This is a genomic window from Bacillus sp. FSL H8-0492 (assembly GCF_038006145.1).
GTDB classification, from domain to species: Bacteria; Bacillota; Bacilli; order Bacillales; family Bacillaceae_G; genus Bacillus_A; species Bacillus_A mycoides.
On record NZ_JBBOUP010000001.1, the window covers coordinates 1,900,940 to 1,916,127 of the forward strand.

At 34.2% G+C, this 15,188-nt stretch carries 8 protein-coding genes and 5 pseudogenes; 10 read left to right on the forward strand and 3 right to left on the reverse strand.

Translation table 11 applies throughout. The annotated features are described in order from the left end of the window. Positions 1-17: 17 nt before the first annotated feature. A complete protein-coding gene (locus MHH66_RS09685; protein WP_016095153.1) occupies positions 18-956 on the forward strand; it encodes an alpha/beta hydrolase in 939 nt (312 codons plus the stop codon). 1,049 nt (positions 957-2,005) lie between these two features. Here the strand turns inward: MHH66_RS09685 and MHH66_RS09690 are convergent. Beyond that, positions 2,006-2,764 (reverse strand): NAD-dependent epimerase/dehydratase family protein, encoded by a 759-nt coding sequence (locus MHH66_RS09690; RefSeq protein WP_002014092.1) that lies wholly within the window; start codon positions 2,762-2,764, stop codon positions 2,006-2,008. Positions 2,765-2,906: 142 nt separating this feature from the next. On the opposite strand from MHH66_RS09690, the gene MHH66_RS09695 reads away from it, so the two are divergent. The 8 genes and pseudogenes from MHH66_RS09695 to MHH66_RS09730 form a co-directional block, all read left to right on the forward strand. Next, entirely contained in the window at positions 2,907-3,794 is an 888-nt protein-coding gene (locus MHH66_RS09695; RefSeq protein ID WP_078185531.1) for a LysR family transcriptional regulator, read from the forward strand. 147 nt (positions 3,795-3,941) lie between these two features. Next, positions 3,942-4,187 (forward strand): annotated as a pseudogene (locus tag MHH66_RS09700) (GNAT family N-acetyltransferase); the annotation flags it as partial. Positions 4,188-4,573: 386 nt separating this feature from the next. Then, positions 4,574-5,248 (forward strand): response regulator transcription factor, encoded by a 675-nt coding sequence (locus tag MHH66_RS09705; protein WP_001142154.1) that lies wholly within the window; start codon positions 4,574-4,576, stop codon positions 5,246-5,248. Continuing rightward, a pseudogene (locus MHH66_RS09710) lies at positions 5,245-6,612 on the forward strand (sensor histidine kinase). Before MHH66_RS09705 ends, MHH66_RS09710 begins: the two are co-directional and overlap by 4 nt. A gap of 183 nt (positions 6,613-6,795) precedes the next feature. Then, positions 6,796-7,776, forward strand: coding sequence for an alpha/beta hydrolase (locus tag MHH66_RS09715; RefSeq protein WP_063217446.1), 981 nt, complete (start codon positions 6,796-6,798; stop codon positions 7,774-7,776). A 293-nt stretch (positions 7,777-8,069) separates the two neighbouring features. Then, positions 8,070-8,165, forward strand: a pseudogene (locus tag MHH66_RS09720) (YjcZ family sporulation protein); the annotation flags it as partial. Positions 8,166-8,676: 511 nt separating this feature from the next. Beyond that, positions 8,677-9,126, forward strand: a pseudogene (locus tag MHH66_RS09725) (CPBP family intramembrane glutamic endopeptidase); the annotation flags it as partial. A 405-nt stretch (positions 9,127-9,531) separates the two neighbouring features. Continuing rightward, positions 9,532-9,747, forward strand: a pseudogene (locus MHH66_RS09730) (hypothetical protein); the annotation flags it as partial. Positions 9,748-10,476: 729 nt separating this feature from the next. Here the strand turns inward: MHH66_RS09730 and MHH66_RS09735 are convergent. Beyond that, entirely contained in the window at positions 10,477-11,109 is a 633-nt protein-coding gene (locus MHH66_RS09735) for a lysozyme family protein (protein ID WP_002035240.1), read from the reverse strand. 1,451 nt (positions 11,110-12,560) lie between these two features. Between MHH66_RS09735 and MHH66_RS09740 the strand changes: the two genes are divergently transcribed. After that, a complete protein-coding gene (locus tag MHH66_RS09740) occupies positions 12,561-12,755 on the forward strand; it encodes a hypothetical protein (RefSeq protein ID WP_033732005.1) in 195 nt (64 codons plus the stop codon). 168 nt (positions 12,756-12,923) lie between these two features. Here the strand turns inward: MHH66_RS09740 and MHH66_RS09745 are convergent, their stop codons facing one another. Next, complete coding sequence (locus tag MHH66_RS09745; RefSeq protein ID WP_063217447.1) at positions 12,924-14,180, reverse strand: ATP-binding protein; 1,257 nt, start codon at positions 14,178-14,180, stop codon at positions 12,924-12,926. Between the last annotated feature and the right edge of the window lie 1,008 nt (positions 14,181-15,188).

Here is a 15,188-nt window from a genome sequence, read left to right on the forward strand (position 1 = left end):
TACCTGGAGGAATTTATATGAAAATTGACAGTCGAGTATTACCAGAATTAAAACAGGCTTTCTCACAATTTCCAGGCTTTCAATTAGAGGAGAATTTAGAGTCGAGTCGAAGTCTCTTGTCGAATCCACATTTGGAAAAATCAGAACTTGTACACATGACCAAGCGAATGATTCCTCGCGCTGCCGGCGAGATGTTAGTTAAAGTTTACGAACCAGTTGAGAACAATCTTGATAAACTTCCAGCTATGCTGTGGATTCACGGTGGTGGATATGTAATGGGACACCCCGATATGGACGATGTTTTGTGTGAACGCTTTGTTCAGACTGCTAAATGTGTTGTTGTGTCTGTCGATTATCGACTTGCTCCCGAACATCCTTATCCAGCGGCTATCGAAGATTGTTATGCAGGCTTGGTTTGGATGACAAATGAGGCAGACTCGCTGGGCATTGATGTGAATCGAGTTGCGATCGCCGGTGCAAGTGGAGGCGGTGGACTAACAGCAGCGCTTGCGTTAATGGCTCGGGATAAAGGAGGTCCATCTATTATATTCCAGATGCCGCTGTATCCGATGCTTGACAACCGCAACATAACACCATCAAGCTATGAGATTACAGAAGACCACGCAACATGGAATAGAGCAAACAATTTGGCGGCTTGGAGTATGTACTTGGGCAAGGAGAAAGATTCCAACGAACTATCTCCCTATGCCGTACCTTCGAGAGCGGAAAACTTAGCAGGGCTACCGCCAACTTATACATGTGTAGGTCAACTCGATTTATTTCGAGATGAAACCATTGAATATGTAACACGACTTGCACAAGCAGGAGTAGACGTTGAATTTCACCTCTACCCCGGTTGCTTCCATTGTTTTGAAGTATTTGTTCCTGAAGCCGTAGTAAGTCAGCGTGCCAGTCAGAATTATTTTGATGCGATGGCACGGGCACTTCATCCATAATTTATCTTAGCTCAGTCATCAGGGTGTTCAACTGAAGGCATGAGTGATAGCTCTAGGTTTATTCGATGAGCAAAGATTACAGGACAAAGTACAAATAGTGCCACCATATACTTTGAATTTTGCCCCTTACTCATTGATTAAAAACAGGAAATACTTCAAAGTTGGAATAGTTAACCAAGGTTTCAAAATAGTGTGCTAGCAATTCAACTTTTTACTGCAGTTACGATGATAAGCACAATCAACACTTTGGAGCATTTTTTTTCGTAAGCCGAGTTACTTTTTTAATCGCATTCATACTAAACAGCAGCAGGAAAGGGCGCCAATTGAACATTGGCACCGTTTATAAGAAGCGATAGACTGCATCCTTAGCTGGATCTTCATTTCAAGCTCGGAAAAAATAGAATTAAGTTCTTTTGGTAGTTGATGATATTGGTTATTTTGAGCTATTGTAGTTAAGGCACCTCTTCTGTGGTAGTGATTTCTAGGTAATCTCACTATACCAAGGATTGAGGTGTTTTTCATTTTACTCAAGTTGTACAGTACACAATTGATAGACTCTAAATTCAATATAGCTAAATCTCCCCGCTTATTTTATAGGTGCGAAAGTTGAGTTATGTAATTCCCATCTTAATGAAGAATTATTGAAATATATTTCTCCATTAGAATGGGAACACATTAATATTCTAGGAAAATACCGATTTAGTATAAAAGAAATTGCATCAATAGACTCCCTACGATCACTACAAACAACTTAACAGTAAAAAGCCAATTATTCTCTTAGAGTACCGGAAATCGGCTTTTTCTTATGAAATTTTGCTTAGCGTACGAAATTCGCGTTTTGATGGTGCTACCCCATTATGTTGAAAAGGAAAAGAACATCTGTGGAACTAGTGGTGACAATAGAGTTGTTCTACAAATGAGACAGAAGAATAGTGTGCTCTATCTGGGAAAATTGGAATATTTATGATTATAGAAACTGTAGCTATTGAAAATAGAACAAATAAAAGCTAAATAACAATAATATAATCTCTTTTCTAGATATGCCTTTATCAAGAATCAAAAAACTTAATACCACTTAGTACAAAAGCATCAGAACTTGGGCTATAACCAACTAACTTTCTTGTTCCTTCAATATCAATTCGTTTAAACCTGTTGTTAGATACACCATGTAAAATTGAAAATGGAGGTAAGTTCTTTGCCGTCATCGACTTTAAGAGAAGGTCCATAAAATCTTCTGGGCTTAAGTATGCACTCATATCTCTAGCTGTTAGTGGTTTACCATATGGATTATAATCATCATATGCACCTATACGAATAGCAAGACTTTGTAACCCTTCTTCATAAGCAAAATAAGAAGCAACAGCCTCTGCAAAACACTTACTTACCCCGTACATATTTTTGGGCCTCGTGGGTGAATAAGCATGTGGTTGATAATCCAAAGGATAGCCTTCAATTGTTTGAGCACTGGAAGCAACTATCACTTTGGATACATTATTATCACTAGCAGCTCTAAAAATATTATAGGTTCCCTTTATATGATTTTCTAATAAGGAGCCATAAAAATCAGCATTTGGCGAAGGGTTACCTGCCAAGTGTATAACTATATCTATACCTTTCGTAAATTCTTGACAAGCAGCTAAATCAGAAACATCTAAATATATGATTTCATGATTTGTATCTTTAAAAGTTTCTAAAGCAGATAAGTTAATATCTGCTAGCCGTAACTGGTAATTCCCTTGCTTATCTAGGAATCTTGTAACATCTTGGCCAATCTTACCTGCAGCACCTGTAACTAAAATTTTTTGCATTTCACTTCATCCTTCCATAAAAAATACATCCCTTGTCAAGGGTCATATAATAGAGCATGCACTTATTGTATGTTGGTAATGGCATTAAATAAAACGAAGAAATATAATGGAGACATGAATAAAATTCATGAGGAGGACCATAGTGACTTTAACAAAATATGAAATATTTAACAAAGTGGCAGAACTCAATAGTTTTACAAAAGCTGCAGAAGTGTTAGGTTTCACCCAATCTGCTGTAAGTCATGCAATTAGCAGTTTGGAAAAAGAGTTGTCCTTTCCTTTATTTATTCGTAATCACTCTACTTTAACATTGACCAAAAATGCAGAGGAGCTTTTAATTACCGTTCGGAAAATTTTATACTATAACAACATGCTGAAGCAGGAAGTAGCCGCTATCAATGGGTTCCAAAAAGGAACAGTAAGAGTGGGGGTTTTTTCGAGTATTTCTAAAAACTGGATTCCTGGTATTCTTAAAAAAATGGAGGAAAAGTTTCCAAATATTGAAATCGAATTACTGGAAGGAAACTATGCTGAAGTTGAGAATTGGTTACAAAACGGGAGATTAGATTGTGGATTTATTAATAATGATACTTACTTTGAATCCTTTGAAAAATCCTTTGAAATCGTACAATTGAAGAGGGATCGACTTTTATGTGTTGTATCTAACCAATCCCCATTATGTAAGGAAAACCAAGTATCAATGCAACAAATAGAAAATGTACCTTTTATTATGCCAACATATCAGTGTTATGATGATATTCAAAAAATATTTAGGGAGAATAAAGTTAGCCCCAATATTCGATTCGAAAATATGAATGAATACTCAGTGATCTCCATGGTGGAGAATAATCTAGGAATTAGTATATTGCCAGAAATGATTATACCGACATCAAAAATTTCTTTTGCAGCAATTCCACTTGAAAGTGATAGCTATCGAACTATTGGATTAGCTATAAGAAAACCAACCTCACTCGCGACTAAGAAATTTTCTGAGATTACTAAAAGGTGGGTATCATTTGAATCAACTTAATTTTGCCAAAATCTGAGTTATTTAAACTGATAGGGTTCTTCTTGAACGGAGCAGATTAGTTCAATAAGCAATGAGAAAAAGTTATATATTATGTGTTGATGTAGAACTATAATATACAAAAATCAGGAGGTAATTATATGATAATATATAAAATATACGACAGAACACCCTAATAACTTTGGCTAATTACTAAACCTATATGAATCTTTATGGTGGAATTCACTTAAATTAACAAGTAATGATTTGGAACGAATGTGCAATCAAAGTTGATACGCCATTTACGCATTTGATGAAAAATAATTAGTGGGTATGGGACGTATTATTTCAGATGGTGTAATTACTGGAGTAGTTTGGGGAATATGCGTTCTACCAATCTATCTGTCCGAAGGAATCGCCGCCATGTACAAATAGCGCTGGGCAATTGAATCATTTTTCCGCTGGATTTAGCTGAATTTGAACGTTCCCGTATTGTTTGGCACAACATCCAATGCTTTGTTCAATCAGTTATTCACAGCTATAATTGCCTATGCTTTGCTGAAATTTCTTCGTGCACAAGGCCAAAAGACAAAATAAACGCTTGTCATTTGCAGGTTTCACACGCCTGTTTCTTTGTGAAGCCTCGTCAATTGAGTGACAAATTAGTTTGAAAGAAACACTTGAATTCTACAGGTCGATAAATCAAGAAACTGTATTACTTTGGTTAATCAACATACGTGTTAATTTATAGTATAATGATTGCTTGAAATAATGCGGTGGAAAACAGGGAAAAGAGGGAACCGATGCCTACTATACTAGTTGCTGACGACGATGCGAACATTCGCGAACTCGTCTGTTTATTTCTACGCAACGACGGATTCGCAACAGCTGAAGCAGCGGACGGCAAGGAAGCACTGGCCGTCTACATCTCAACGAATGTCGATCTTGTCGTACTTGACATTATGATGCCGATTATGGATGGTTGGACGTTAAGCAAGGAGCTCCGAAGAGCCAATCCTGATCTACCTTTACTTATGCTGACTGCGAGAGGAGAAACATGGGAGAAAGTGAAAGGTTTCGAACTTGGGACGGACGATTATTTAACCAAACCATTCGATCCGTTAGAGTTGACGGTTCGTGTTAGGGCACTACTCAAACGATACAAGATTGGCTCCACGCAGACGATCCATTTAGGGAACGTCATCCTTGATCGACAGACCTATAAGGTGATGAAAGGGACGGAGTCGCTTACGTTGCCGCTAAAGGAGTTCGAATTGCTGTATAAGCTCGCTGGAACACCCGGACAAGTCTATACGCGCGTGCAGTTGATCGATCAGATTTGGGGTATCGATTACGCCGGAGATGATCGAACGGTAGACGTACATATTAAACGGCTGCGTGAACGGTTCGCGACAACACCCGATTTTCGGATCGAAACGGTGCGCGGGCTTGGGTATCGGCTTGAGGTTTATGAATGATCAGATCCTTATATATACGTGTTGTCCTGACATTTTTAGTCTCCATCATCGGGGGCACGATCATTTCTTTTTTGGTGTCAACTTGGATATTCGAAGATAAATTGAACGAAAACGCTCAAATCAACTTACGTAACTTTGGCCAAGACATCGTCCGGATTTACAAGACCTTTCCGTTACATGAAGCGGACTTGTTCGTAAGTGAAATGAAGCAGCTCGATTCTTATTATATTCGAATTTACGAAGCAACGGGTCAGTTCAAGTCTTACGGTAAACTTCACGGACACAAACCTGCGCCTGTGACGATGGAGCAACTAAAGAAAGTATTAGATGGAGGTGTTGTTCAGGACACTCCTAATGGTATTGCCACGGTCCTCTTAGGGTTGCCGTTGAAAACGGAAATGGGAACGAAAGCGATATTTTTGGAAGCGCTCGCCCCTCCTTCAGCCTCTTTTGTCACAAAATGGGCATTGGTCTTTGCAACATGTTCGTTGATTGCAGGAAGCTTATTGATTCTAGTTGCCTCTGTATTCCTGGTAAGACCGATAAAAAAGCTGACAAAAGCGACCAAGCGGATAGCATCTGGAGATTTCAACGTCAAGTTGAATATTAAGCAAACGAGTGAGCTGGGTACTTTGGCTCGTAGCTTCGAAGAAATGATGCACGATCTGCAGCAACTTGAGCGGATGCGCAGGGAATTCGTAACGAACGTGTCGCACGAGGTTCAGTCTCCGCTCACTTCGATATCCGGTTATGCTCTAGTGCTTAAGCAAGTTGACCTTTCAGAATACGAACGAAGCCGTTATCTTGATATTATCATCGCTGAAGCGAAAAGGATGTCCAAAATGAGCGATAACCTGCTAAAGCTGAGTTTTCTTGAATCGTAGTCAAAGCAACTGCGGCTCGTCACGCTCAGCCTCGATGAACAAATCCGACGGATAATCGTGGCGCTCCAGCCACAATGGTCTGCTCGCGATATACATTTCGAGCTTGATTTACAGACAGTTAAAGTAACGGCTGATCATGACCTGTTAAATCAGGTATGGACGAATATCCTCAGAAATAGCATCAAATTTTCCGAGGATGCCGGCGTGATTAACGTAAGCATCAAACAAGATATCAAAAACGTGACAATCCTAATATCCGACACTGGTATTGGTATTCACCTTGACGACCAGAAGCGTATATTCGATCGTTTTTTTAAGGCCGATCGTTCCCACAGTCGTAAGTATGACGGAAGTGGTATGGGACTCGCTATCGTTAAACAGATCGTGTCGCTTCATCAAGGTGACATCCGAGTGAAAAGTGAACTTGGTCAAGGAACGACCTTCATTGTCACCTTGCCAATCACTACACCAACAGATTAGTTAGATTCATTCTCTATGCTACGACTCATATGCAAGCTTACTTGCATATAGAGCTGTAGCATTTTTTTTTGGCAGTTCATATTCAGTTCATATTGTCGTCATGGTGAGTACATCTTCATTGGTTAAGTTTTCATTACAGGCACATGAAGGAAGGCAAACAGATCAGGACAGGAGAAGATGAAAGTGACACAACAAGAGGAAAAGAAAATGCTGAGGGGAATGAAAATAAAGAAAGTGCGAAACATCTTACTTAAAATCATAGGAGCAATCGTTCTAGTCATTGTACTTTTTTTAGGTATTGTTTATATCGTAAATGTGATGAGTAGTCATTCGGAGCAAAAACGAATAGTGCCCTACGGGCAGCACGTATCTGTAGACGGGAAAAACATGAATGTGTTAATTCAAGGCGAGGGCGAGGAAACGATCGTGCTCCTGCCTGGTTATGGAACAGCTACTCCAGGGCTTGATTTTAAGCTTCTTATCGATGAATTATCTCCATTTTACAAAGTTGTTGCGGTAGAGCCTTTCGGTTATGGATTAAGTGATGAAACTGTAAAAGAGCGAACCACGGAGAATATGGTAAGTGAAGTTCATGAAGCTCTACAGCAGCTTAATATTAACAGATACATGCTCATGGGCCACTCCATTACAGGCATTTATGGAATTGATTATGTGAACAAATATCCAAACGAGGTGACTGCATTTGTCGGAATCGATAGCAGTGTTGCAACACAACCGGGTATGGATATCAATTTCCCATTAAAAACGTTTGCATATCTCAAAAAATCAGGTCTCTTAAGATTGGCTATGAAAATCAGTGCTGACCCCTATGCTGGACTGGCATTTGATGAAAAAACCGTAGAGCAAATGAAAATGATTTCGAATAAAAACATGTATAATGACACAACCTTGAATGAGATGGATCATATTTCGTCTAATTTTAAAGGGGCTCAAGGTTTAATCTTCCCTAAATATCTTCCACTTCTTCTCTTTGTACAAGCGAATAATGAAGATGTAGCAGGATGGATACCTCTGCATGAAGGGCAGATCAAAGACTCGGTACATGGAAAAGTAGTAACCATGGATGGATCACATTATTTACACCATACCAAATTCAAAGAAATCGCTGAAAACGTTAGACTATTTATGAAAGAAGTAAAGTAAGTGTTCAGAGAAAGGTTCATTCGTTATTTTATGCATTTGTCTACAGTCTGCAAGACCATCATTTCGATGGTCTTTTTTATGTCCAAACAGTTGTATATTTCCAAACCAAGATTATACTTTCGCCTGAAAGACATTGGGTTTCATTTTCATATTAACTAACGAGGCAGGTGTGCGGCCGATCCTAGGTCGTATCATATAACGGGTGGGATTCCTGTCGAGTAAGAACTAGCCATTAGCTCGTAGCGAGTCTTGGAGGGCTAAAGGTAACTTTAGTCTTTAAGCGTAGACAGTTAGGTGGCGGATTTGCTTTACTGATCGTTCTATTCATCCTGTTAATCATTATAGGATGTAGTTGTTGGGGCGGAGGTAGCGGCGGATTCGGTTACTAAAAAAAGGGGCACTCATAAGAGTGTCTTTTTTCTCAATATAAGAACTCTAAGAATATGATATTATTTTAATGCAAATTCCCTTTTGTGCAATGAGATAGTAATGCCTAACAAAAAACCCACCTATTTCCGTAGGTGGGCCTTATCTTTATTACACAATATCAAAGTATACTCTCTTTTTCTCGTGAATTTTATGTAATTATACATATTTGTAAAAATTACATAAAATAAATATTACATGTAGTAAAATATAAATTGTGGACACGTTCTATAAAGCTGATTCTCCGATTAGAAGGCGTAACACATCTCAACCATATAGGTGTGGCGTTGCGTTGCTTTAATCTAGCCAAACAAACGATCTCGATTCTCTTGTGTTTGTACACTAACAATCTGTTGAAAATAAATGATTCTGTTTTATAGGACGTGTTTACTTAATGTCTAATACATATTATTAAATTAAAGTAGTTCAAGTCGGAGGAAGGCACCTTAGGGTGTCTTTTCTTTATGAGGTCTCACTACATCGGTATCTGACTTATTTTTTATGTTTATCATGCAATTTTTTGTTGTTGCATTTATTGAAGAAATCTTTTTTCGTGGATTTATGCTCAAAATGTTGTTTTCAAAGGGGATAAAAAAATCAGTTTTGATTTCAAGTTTTTTGTTTGGTATCACCCATTTATTACAACTAATTGGTGGGCAGTCTATTAAAGATACCATTTTACAAATCATATATGCATTTTTAGTTGGACTTGTTCTGTCCTTACTTATCGTAAATAAGCAATCAATTATTATCACCATTACTTTCCACGCTTTTAATAATTTCTTTAATTTTATGGGGAATGTTCAAGCCTCGTCGCTTTTTGCATATATTATTATTGCAATTTTATTCTTCTACACCATATATTTATGGAAACGTGCTAATAAAAAAGAGTGTATTCGACAGGAAATAAATATAGCAGTTTGAGTTGTGATATTACCTTTTCAGTATAGAGGGCAGCCTGGTACCACAATATTACCTTTAAAGGGGCTTGCTGCATGCTCATCAACTTAAGAGATTAATTATTCCCCTAAAATGAAAAAATACGGTATTCTTTCTGTAGAATCATAGGAAAGGATGGCGTTTTTTTCATTCTAGGGGGCATTTCTTTTTTATTAGCTTGATAGCGATGTGGCGGTACCCCATTAATAGAAAACTACTGCAAGAGTTATAGTTTTATGTTTTCATTTCCCTTTTGGCATTTATCTTTTAATCAGATGAATGCTTTTTTTAGTACATAATAAAAAAATAACCAGAAAAACTGTCACAAAATCCGTTTTTCTGGTTTCTCTATAATACAGGCATCAAATTGAAAGTGAGGTTTAAACTAACATGTTAACCATAGAAAATGAAGAAAGTCATGCTTCTGATATACCTTTTGAAGATTTATTTAAGCAGTACTATGCTTATGCTGTGAAACAGATTATATGGATTGTTAAAGATCAATCTATCGCTGAAGAGTTAGCACAAGAAGTGTTTTTACAATTATATCGTAGCGACTGGAAAGTAATTGAAAACATACCTGGATGGTTGATTAAATCTTCTACTATTTATACGCGTTGTTACTATACGCTAAGGAATAGTAATAAAAAGATGATGCCGATAAAACTATATAAAAACCAAAAGAATCCTAAGATGGGGAATGTTTTATGAAAATTAAGCATGGTAAACCTCCTTGGGTATATAAAGGATTATAATACATCGTTGGTCTATTTAGAATACTAACCATGAATTGGAGGGCATTAGGCATGGTTAAACTAATAGAAATGATACATTAAACGTATTTAATGAGTCTGCTAGGTATAAAGATAATTGATAATCATACAATGATATGGAAGGGCCTTTTCTAACGTGTTAGTTACCTCAACGTATATGTATCTCTTGGCGCCTGGGCGAGGGTGCTTTTTTTATTGCACATTATAATATGGACAAGCATAATATTATGTAACAGGACGAGTTCTTCGTGTCCTATTCAATGCTCAGGATAAACCCCAATTCACATTGAGAGCACCAATAGCGAGGGTGCTCTCTTTTTATTGAATCTACATTTATTTTTATGCCTAATGAATTCGCTAAGTGGATACTATTTCATGTAAAATGGTGATTTTATTTATATTCTGGATAGATTTCTTGCGAAATATGTAACTAGAGCCGTATTTAAATTGAAATATGATACGATAGTTGTATATATACATTTAGATGGTAAGAGGGGATAAAAGTTGATGAAAAACCATATAAAAGTAAATGGAAAACTCCTTCAAACAAATATATACAATTTTAATTTTTTTGGAGGCGTTCTTCAATAAGTTTTGCTTTTTCATTCACTTTTGTTGTATATGTGAAATCACCGTAACAATATGGATATCTAAAATTTTGTTTATTTCCACCACAAGTGTATGTAGCTGGATTCTGATCAACTTTCAACTTAGAAAACTGTTTAGCTGTATCTTCCGAGTGTTGTTTAGCTTCTTGATTGGCAATAAAATCAATATAGCCTGGCCCCATATTATAGCTTTGAATAATTGTATCCATGCTAACACCTTTTTCTTCTCCATATCTATACATTTGAACAAAGTGCTTTACCCCTTGTTTAATGCTCAAGTTTATCTCTTGGATTTCATTTGGCTTTAATCCAAGTGATTCGGAAGATTGCATAGGGTCGTTGCCCTCACCCCTACTCTCGTGGTACATAATTCCTAGTAAAATTGCTGTTTTTTCTCCCAAATTATATTTTTCTAATTCTTTTTTCATGATGGGCTCATATTGCAATAAACGTTCCTCGGTAGCAAACGCTTTATTTTTTTGAGTATTGGTTTTGTCATTAAAATATAGTATCCCGATTATTGTTCCTAACCCTAAAATACTAATAAAGAATAATATAATAGTTTGTACTTTTCTCTTATTCTTCAAATATTACTCCTCCTTTTACAAGAAACCCTATTTTCAATGGTGGCTGGTTATTAAAAAAATTCAATAATTCTCTATTTCCCAGCTTTTTTAGACTCGAAAAATTTTTTCTAAATGCTAAGTTTAATAGAAAAATTTAAAGATAAGGTAAAGATAAGATAAAGATAAAATAAAGTCCATTTTTTAGGGTATCCATTATGTGTTCTAAAGGCTCCAGATTCAAGAGATATATTATCTACATAACCCATAAGAGAGAAGGAGGTAAGCAAAATGTCACTTGAAACAGACATAATTCTTTCTTTATTAGATATAAAACTGTGGATGGCCCATCATTCGGAAATTAGTCGCTTAAAAATAAAAAAAAATTAAAATCAGAACCGTACCTCAATAAGTCTTCAAGTGTTAATAAAAGAAAACTATATAAGGTGAGGGAATAAAGATTCAACACCAATGATTATCAATAATTGAAGTGCTAATGATTATAATAAAAAGAACCTTCAATAGGTTCTTTTTTATAGTTGGTAAATATGTTATCAAAAATAGATGGTAATAAAGATAGAAATTTAGACACTTTTTATTAATGGGCTAAGTTTTCTTAGGAAGAAATCTATTTCTCATGACTGATCGCTAGATATAACAGGATATATCATTTATTAATTTTGGTGGGTGATTTAGCTTTTTGAGTTTACCACACTAAAATTTAAAGTTTGTTTAGGGACAAAATGTTAAAGTGTTACATTCTGAATTAACAGAAAATTAAGGCGGTAAAAATCCTATTAAATCTTTTATCAGGTAACTCATATTTCTTTGGCCTTATTTTCATGGTATTACCGAACGTTTATATGTCTCTAAGGGAAAGAAATACTTTAAGTTTTATTACCATCTAATGTTTGATTAAGATGGTAACATGAAAATAAAACGTTTACAACTAGAAAATAAAGAAAAAATATAAAAATTCGACTTTTTTCGACATTATTACTATGAGAGAAAGAATCTAAATTAAGTAAATCTTATATTTAGAGGGGATATTTACCTTATACATAACGGTTAAAACATTTGCAAATGTTTCACGAGTAATTAAAAACGTCGAATATAAAATTATATTGTGACAATTTTAAACGAACATACTTTATAATTCATACTTAGACTAATAAATTAATTACTAATAAATTAAATACGCTATATTTAATAGAGTATAATACGGAATATTTAACTTTAATGTTCCATATTATATATAATTATGAATCATTTAACATATTTGTTGCGGAAAATTTTGACATAAGATATTTTAAATATTAAGCACAGAAACATTTCAAAGAAAAAGAGCTATTTTAAAATGTACCCTAAAAACGTTTTTCCTAAAAAGTAGTAAGATTTTGCAAAACGTTTCTGTGCCTAATTAGATGAAAATACTATAATAAATTGTTTAAAAGAGATAAAAATAAGTTACTTTTATGGAGAAATATACATCTCATACTATTAGAATTATGTCAAATTGTAGTTTGCAAATTACATTTCAAAGTATAAAAGGGGCATTTATTGCAGCTCGAATATCTATTACTGATTTATTGCATAAAAAAGTAGCTGCACAAAAGTACAGCTACTTTTTTCTTGAAAACATTATTATGCAAATAGCATACTTAACGTAAACTTGCGCTTAACGGTACTTGTGAATAAATTGTGAAATTGCTGCTCTATGTTTCTAACTAACATTTTTGCACCAGAACCATATAAAAAGAGGACGAATAGTTACGTCTTCTTTTTATATGGTTATATTAGCTACAAAATAATATCATTTAAATAAATCTTCTATTATATTAGCAGGGGATAGTGATAGAAAAGTGTGTTCCTTTTCCTAGTTCACTTTCTATCTCTATATCTCCGTTTAATTCTTTAATAATACTGTACGCAATCATAGTACCAAGCCCAGTACCTTTTTCTGTTGTTGAATAAAATGGCAAGGCAATACGTTTTATTTGTTGGGAAGACATTCCTATTCCTGTATCAATAATATCAATTACAATATTATCTTTTATTTTTTGTATATTTATTTGTAATACGCCACCATTTTTCATAGCCTCAATTCCATTTTGTATGATGTTGGTTAGACATATTTTAAATTTTTCAGTATTAGCATTTATGTAAAGGGAATCTGTTGTAATATGCTGTTTTATTTCAACATTATATGAAAGAGCGAGTGGTGAAATATTATCTTTCACTTGATTTAATATGTAATTAATATCTAGTTCCTCTTTTATAATGTTTTGTGGTTTGGTTAAAGATAAATAGTTATTAATAGTAGATTGTATTTGCTGCATTTCAAGTAACATAATTTCTAAGTACTTATCTTGAGACATCTTAGCACTCTCATCTTCATTTAGTAATTGAGTGAATCCACGTACCGTGGTCAGTGGATTATGAATTTCATGCGCGATCGATGCAGCTAGTTCGCTAGCTATATAAAATTTTTCTGCTCTTTGCATTCTTTCTTTTATTTTATATTTCTCGATCATTCCTTCTATTAAATAAACTGATAATAATACTGTGAAAATATTTATGATTATATAATTGAATAAAAATTCAATGAGAGTAGAGTCAATTTTAACACCTGTATTTATTTGCGTTACAATACCGCAGATAGAAAGGGAAGTTGTACATATCAAAATAAGTAGAATACTTAATAATATCTTCTTTTCCTTGAAATAAGTAGGTGACAAGTAACGAAACATGATTGTAATAACAGAAATAATAGTAAAGATAATAAATGATGGGAAGACTCCGCTTCCACCTAAGTAAAATCTATAAGAAAGATATAAAACTCCAATACAAATAATGCTCTTTGTATTTCCATATAGAAAAACTAATATAATGGGAATAAAACGTAAATCATAAATGAACCCAGCGTGTAAATGAAAAGGAAAAGTCATACAAAAAATAATTGCAATGGAGGAAAGTACAGAAATTAATATATTATTACATGCCATTTTTTCTTTATGTTCTAGCCAAAATACTTGGTAACTAAGGATACAAATAATAATAATAAATGTATTTAATAATAGTGTAGGAATTCCCATAGTTTATACCTCTCTGAGAGTTTGTAAGTAGGATGATGTATGTATGTGTTTAATCTAGGTGTTTGATTTTATTAGATTTTCTATCTTTAAAAAAGAAAAGGAAGGGCACTTGAAAAAGTGCTTTTTTACCATTTATATTAAAATCGATGAGGAAGATAGAAATAAAAAGTTACTTTTACTTATGAACAAAAAAATTGAAAGTAGCCCTTGTATAGGTAAAAGATAAAGCAAATTACAGAAATAGTTACGTTTCTCTGGAGTGAATATTCCGAAAAAACATTGTGTATGGCGAAATTCATTTTATAACCTTCGCCATATTAACATGTAACTTATTAAATTACAAAGAAAAAAATTAAAAATTATTATTTTTTTGTTATTTTAATTTATTTAAAAACGTAAAAGTATTCAAGAGGTTACCATTGAGATGCTAGGGTACTTAGACCAATATTCGAACTTAGTAATAACGTTGTTACTTTTTTACTAATATTCTTAATACTAATTTTAGTATAATTAATTGATTGAAAGTTCTAATAATTATCTACGTGCCCCTTTTTTTATATCATTTTATATTAAATACAATGATATTTATTGTCACATAATAATGCAAATTTCCAGTAAACTAATAGAAAAAATCCTATAAAAACATAATTTACTATCTTTTATATAAACATTGCAGGTGTAAATGCAATAAAATTTCATTATTAATACATATATTCAATCTGAAAATATCTGTTTACATATTAAAATATCTTTGTAGTGGTCCTTCATGCCAAGAATCGTTTCCGTACTCCAACTACCGTTATTCTAGTATTTTACCAAGTTTCTTATTTTGCTAAGGTATCCTAATATTGTTACTTTTGTGAAATGGAATGTTTTAATATTGTAATTTATAGTGGTTGTTGAGAAAATAAATAATTTGTAAAAATAATATAATATTTGTAACTTTATGTCTTATAATATGAAATATCTTCGTTGTGATTATTTTAAATATTTGAATAATACATCGGA

Bases quoted from the DNA above. Each gene is read 5' to 3' on its own strand.
- MHH66_RS09745 (WP_063217447.1), bottom strand. From the start codon at position 14,180: ATGGGAATTCCTACACTATTATTAAATACATTTATTATTATTATTTGT.
- MHH66_RS09740 (WP_033732005.1), top strand. From the start codon at position 12,561: ATGGAGAAATATACATCTCATACTATTAGAATTATGTCAAATTGTAGT.
- MHH66_RS09705 (WP_001142154.1), top strand. From the start codon at position 4,574: ATGCCTACTATACTAGTTGCTGACGACGATGCGAACATTCGCGAACTC.
- MHH66_RS09685 (WP_016095153.1), top strand. From the start codon at position 18: ATGAAAATTGACAGTCGAGTATTACCAGAATTAAAACAGGCTTTCTCA.
- MHH66_RS09690 (WP_002014092.1), bottom strand. From the start codon at position 2,764: ATGCAAAAAATTTTAGTTACAGGTGCTGCAGGTAAGATTGGCCAAGAT.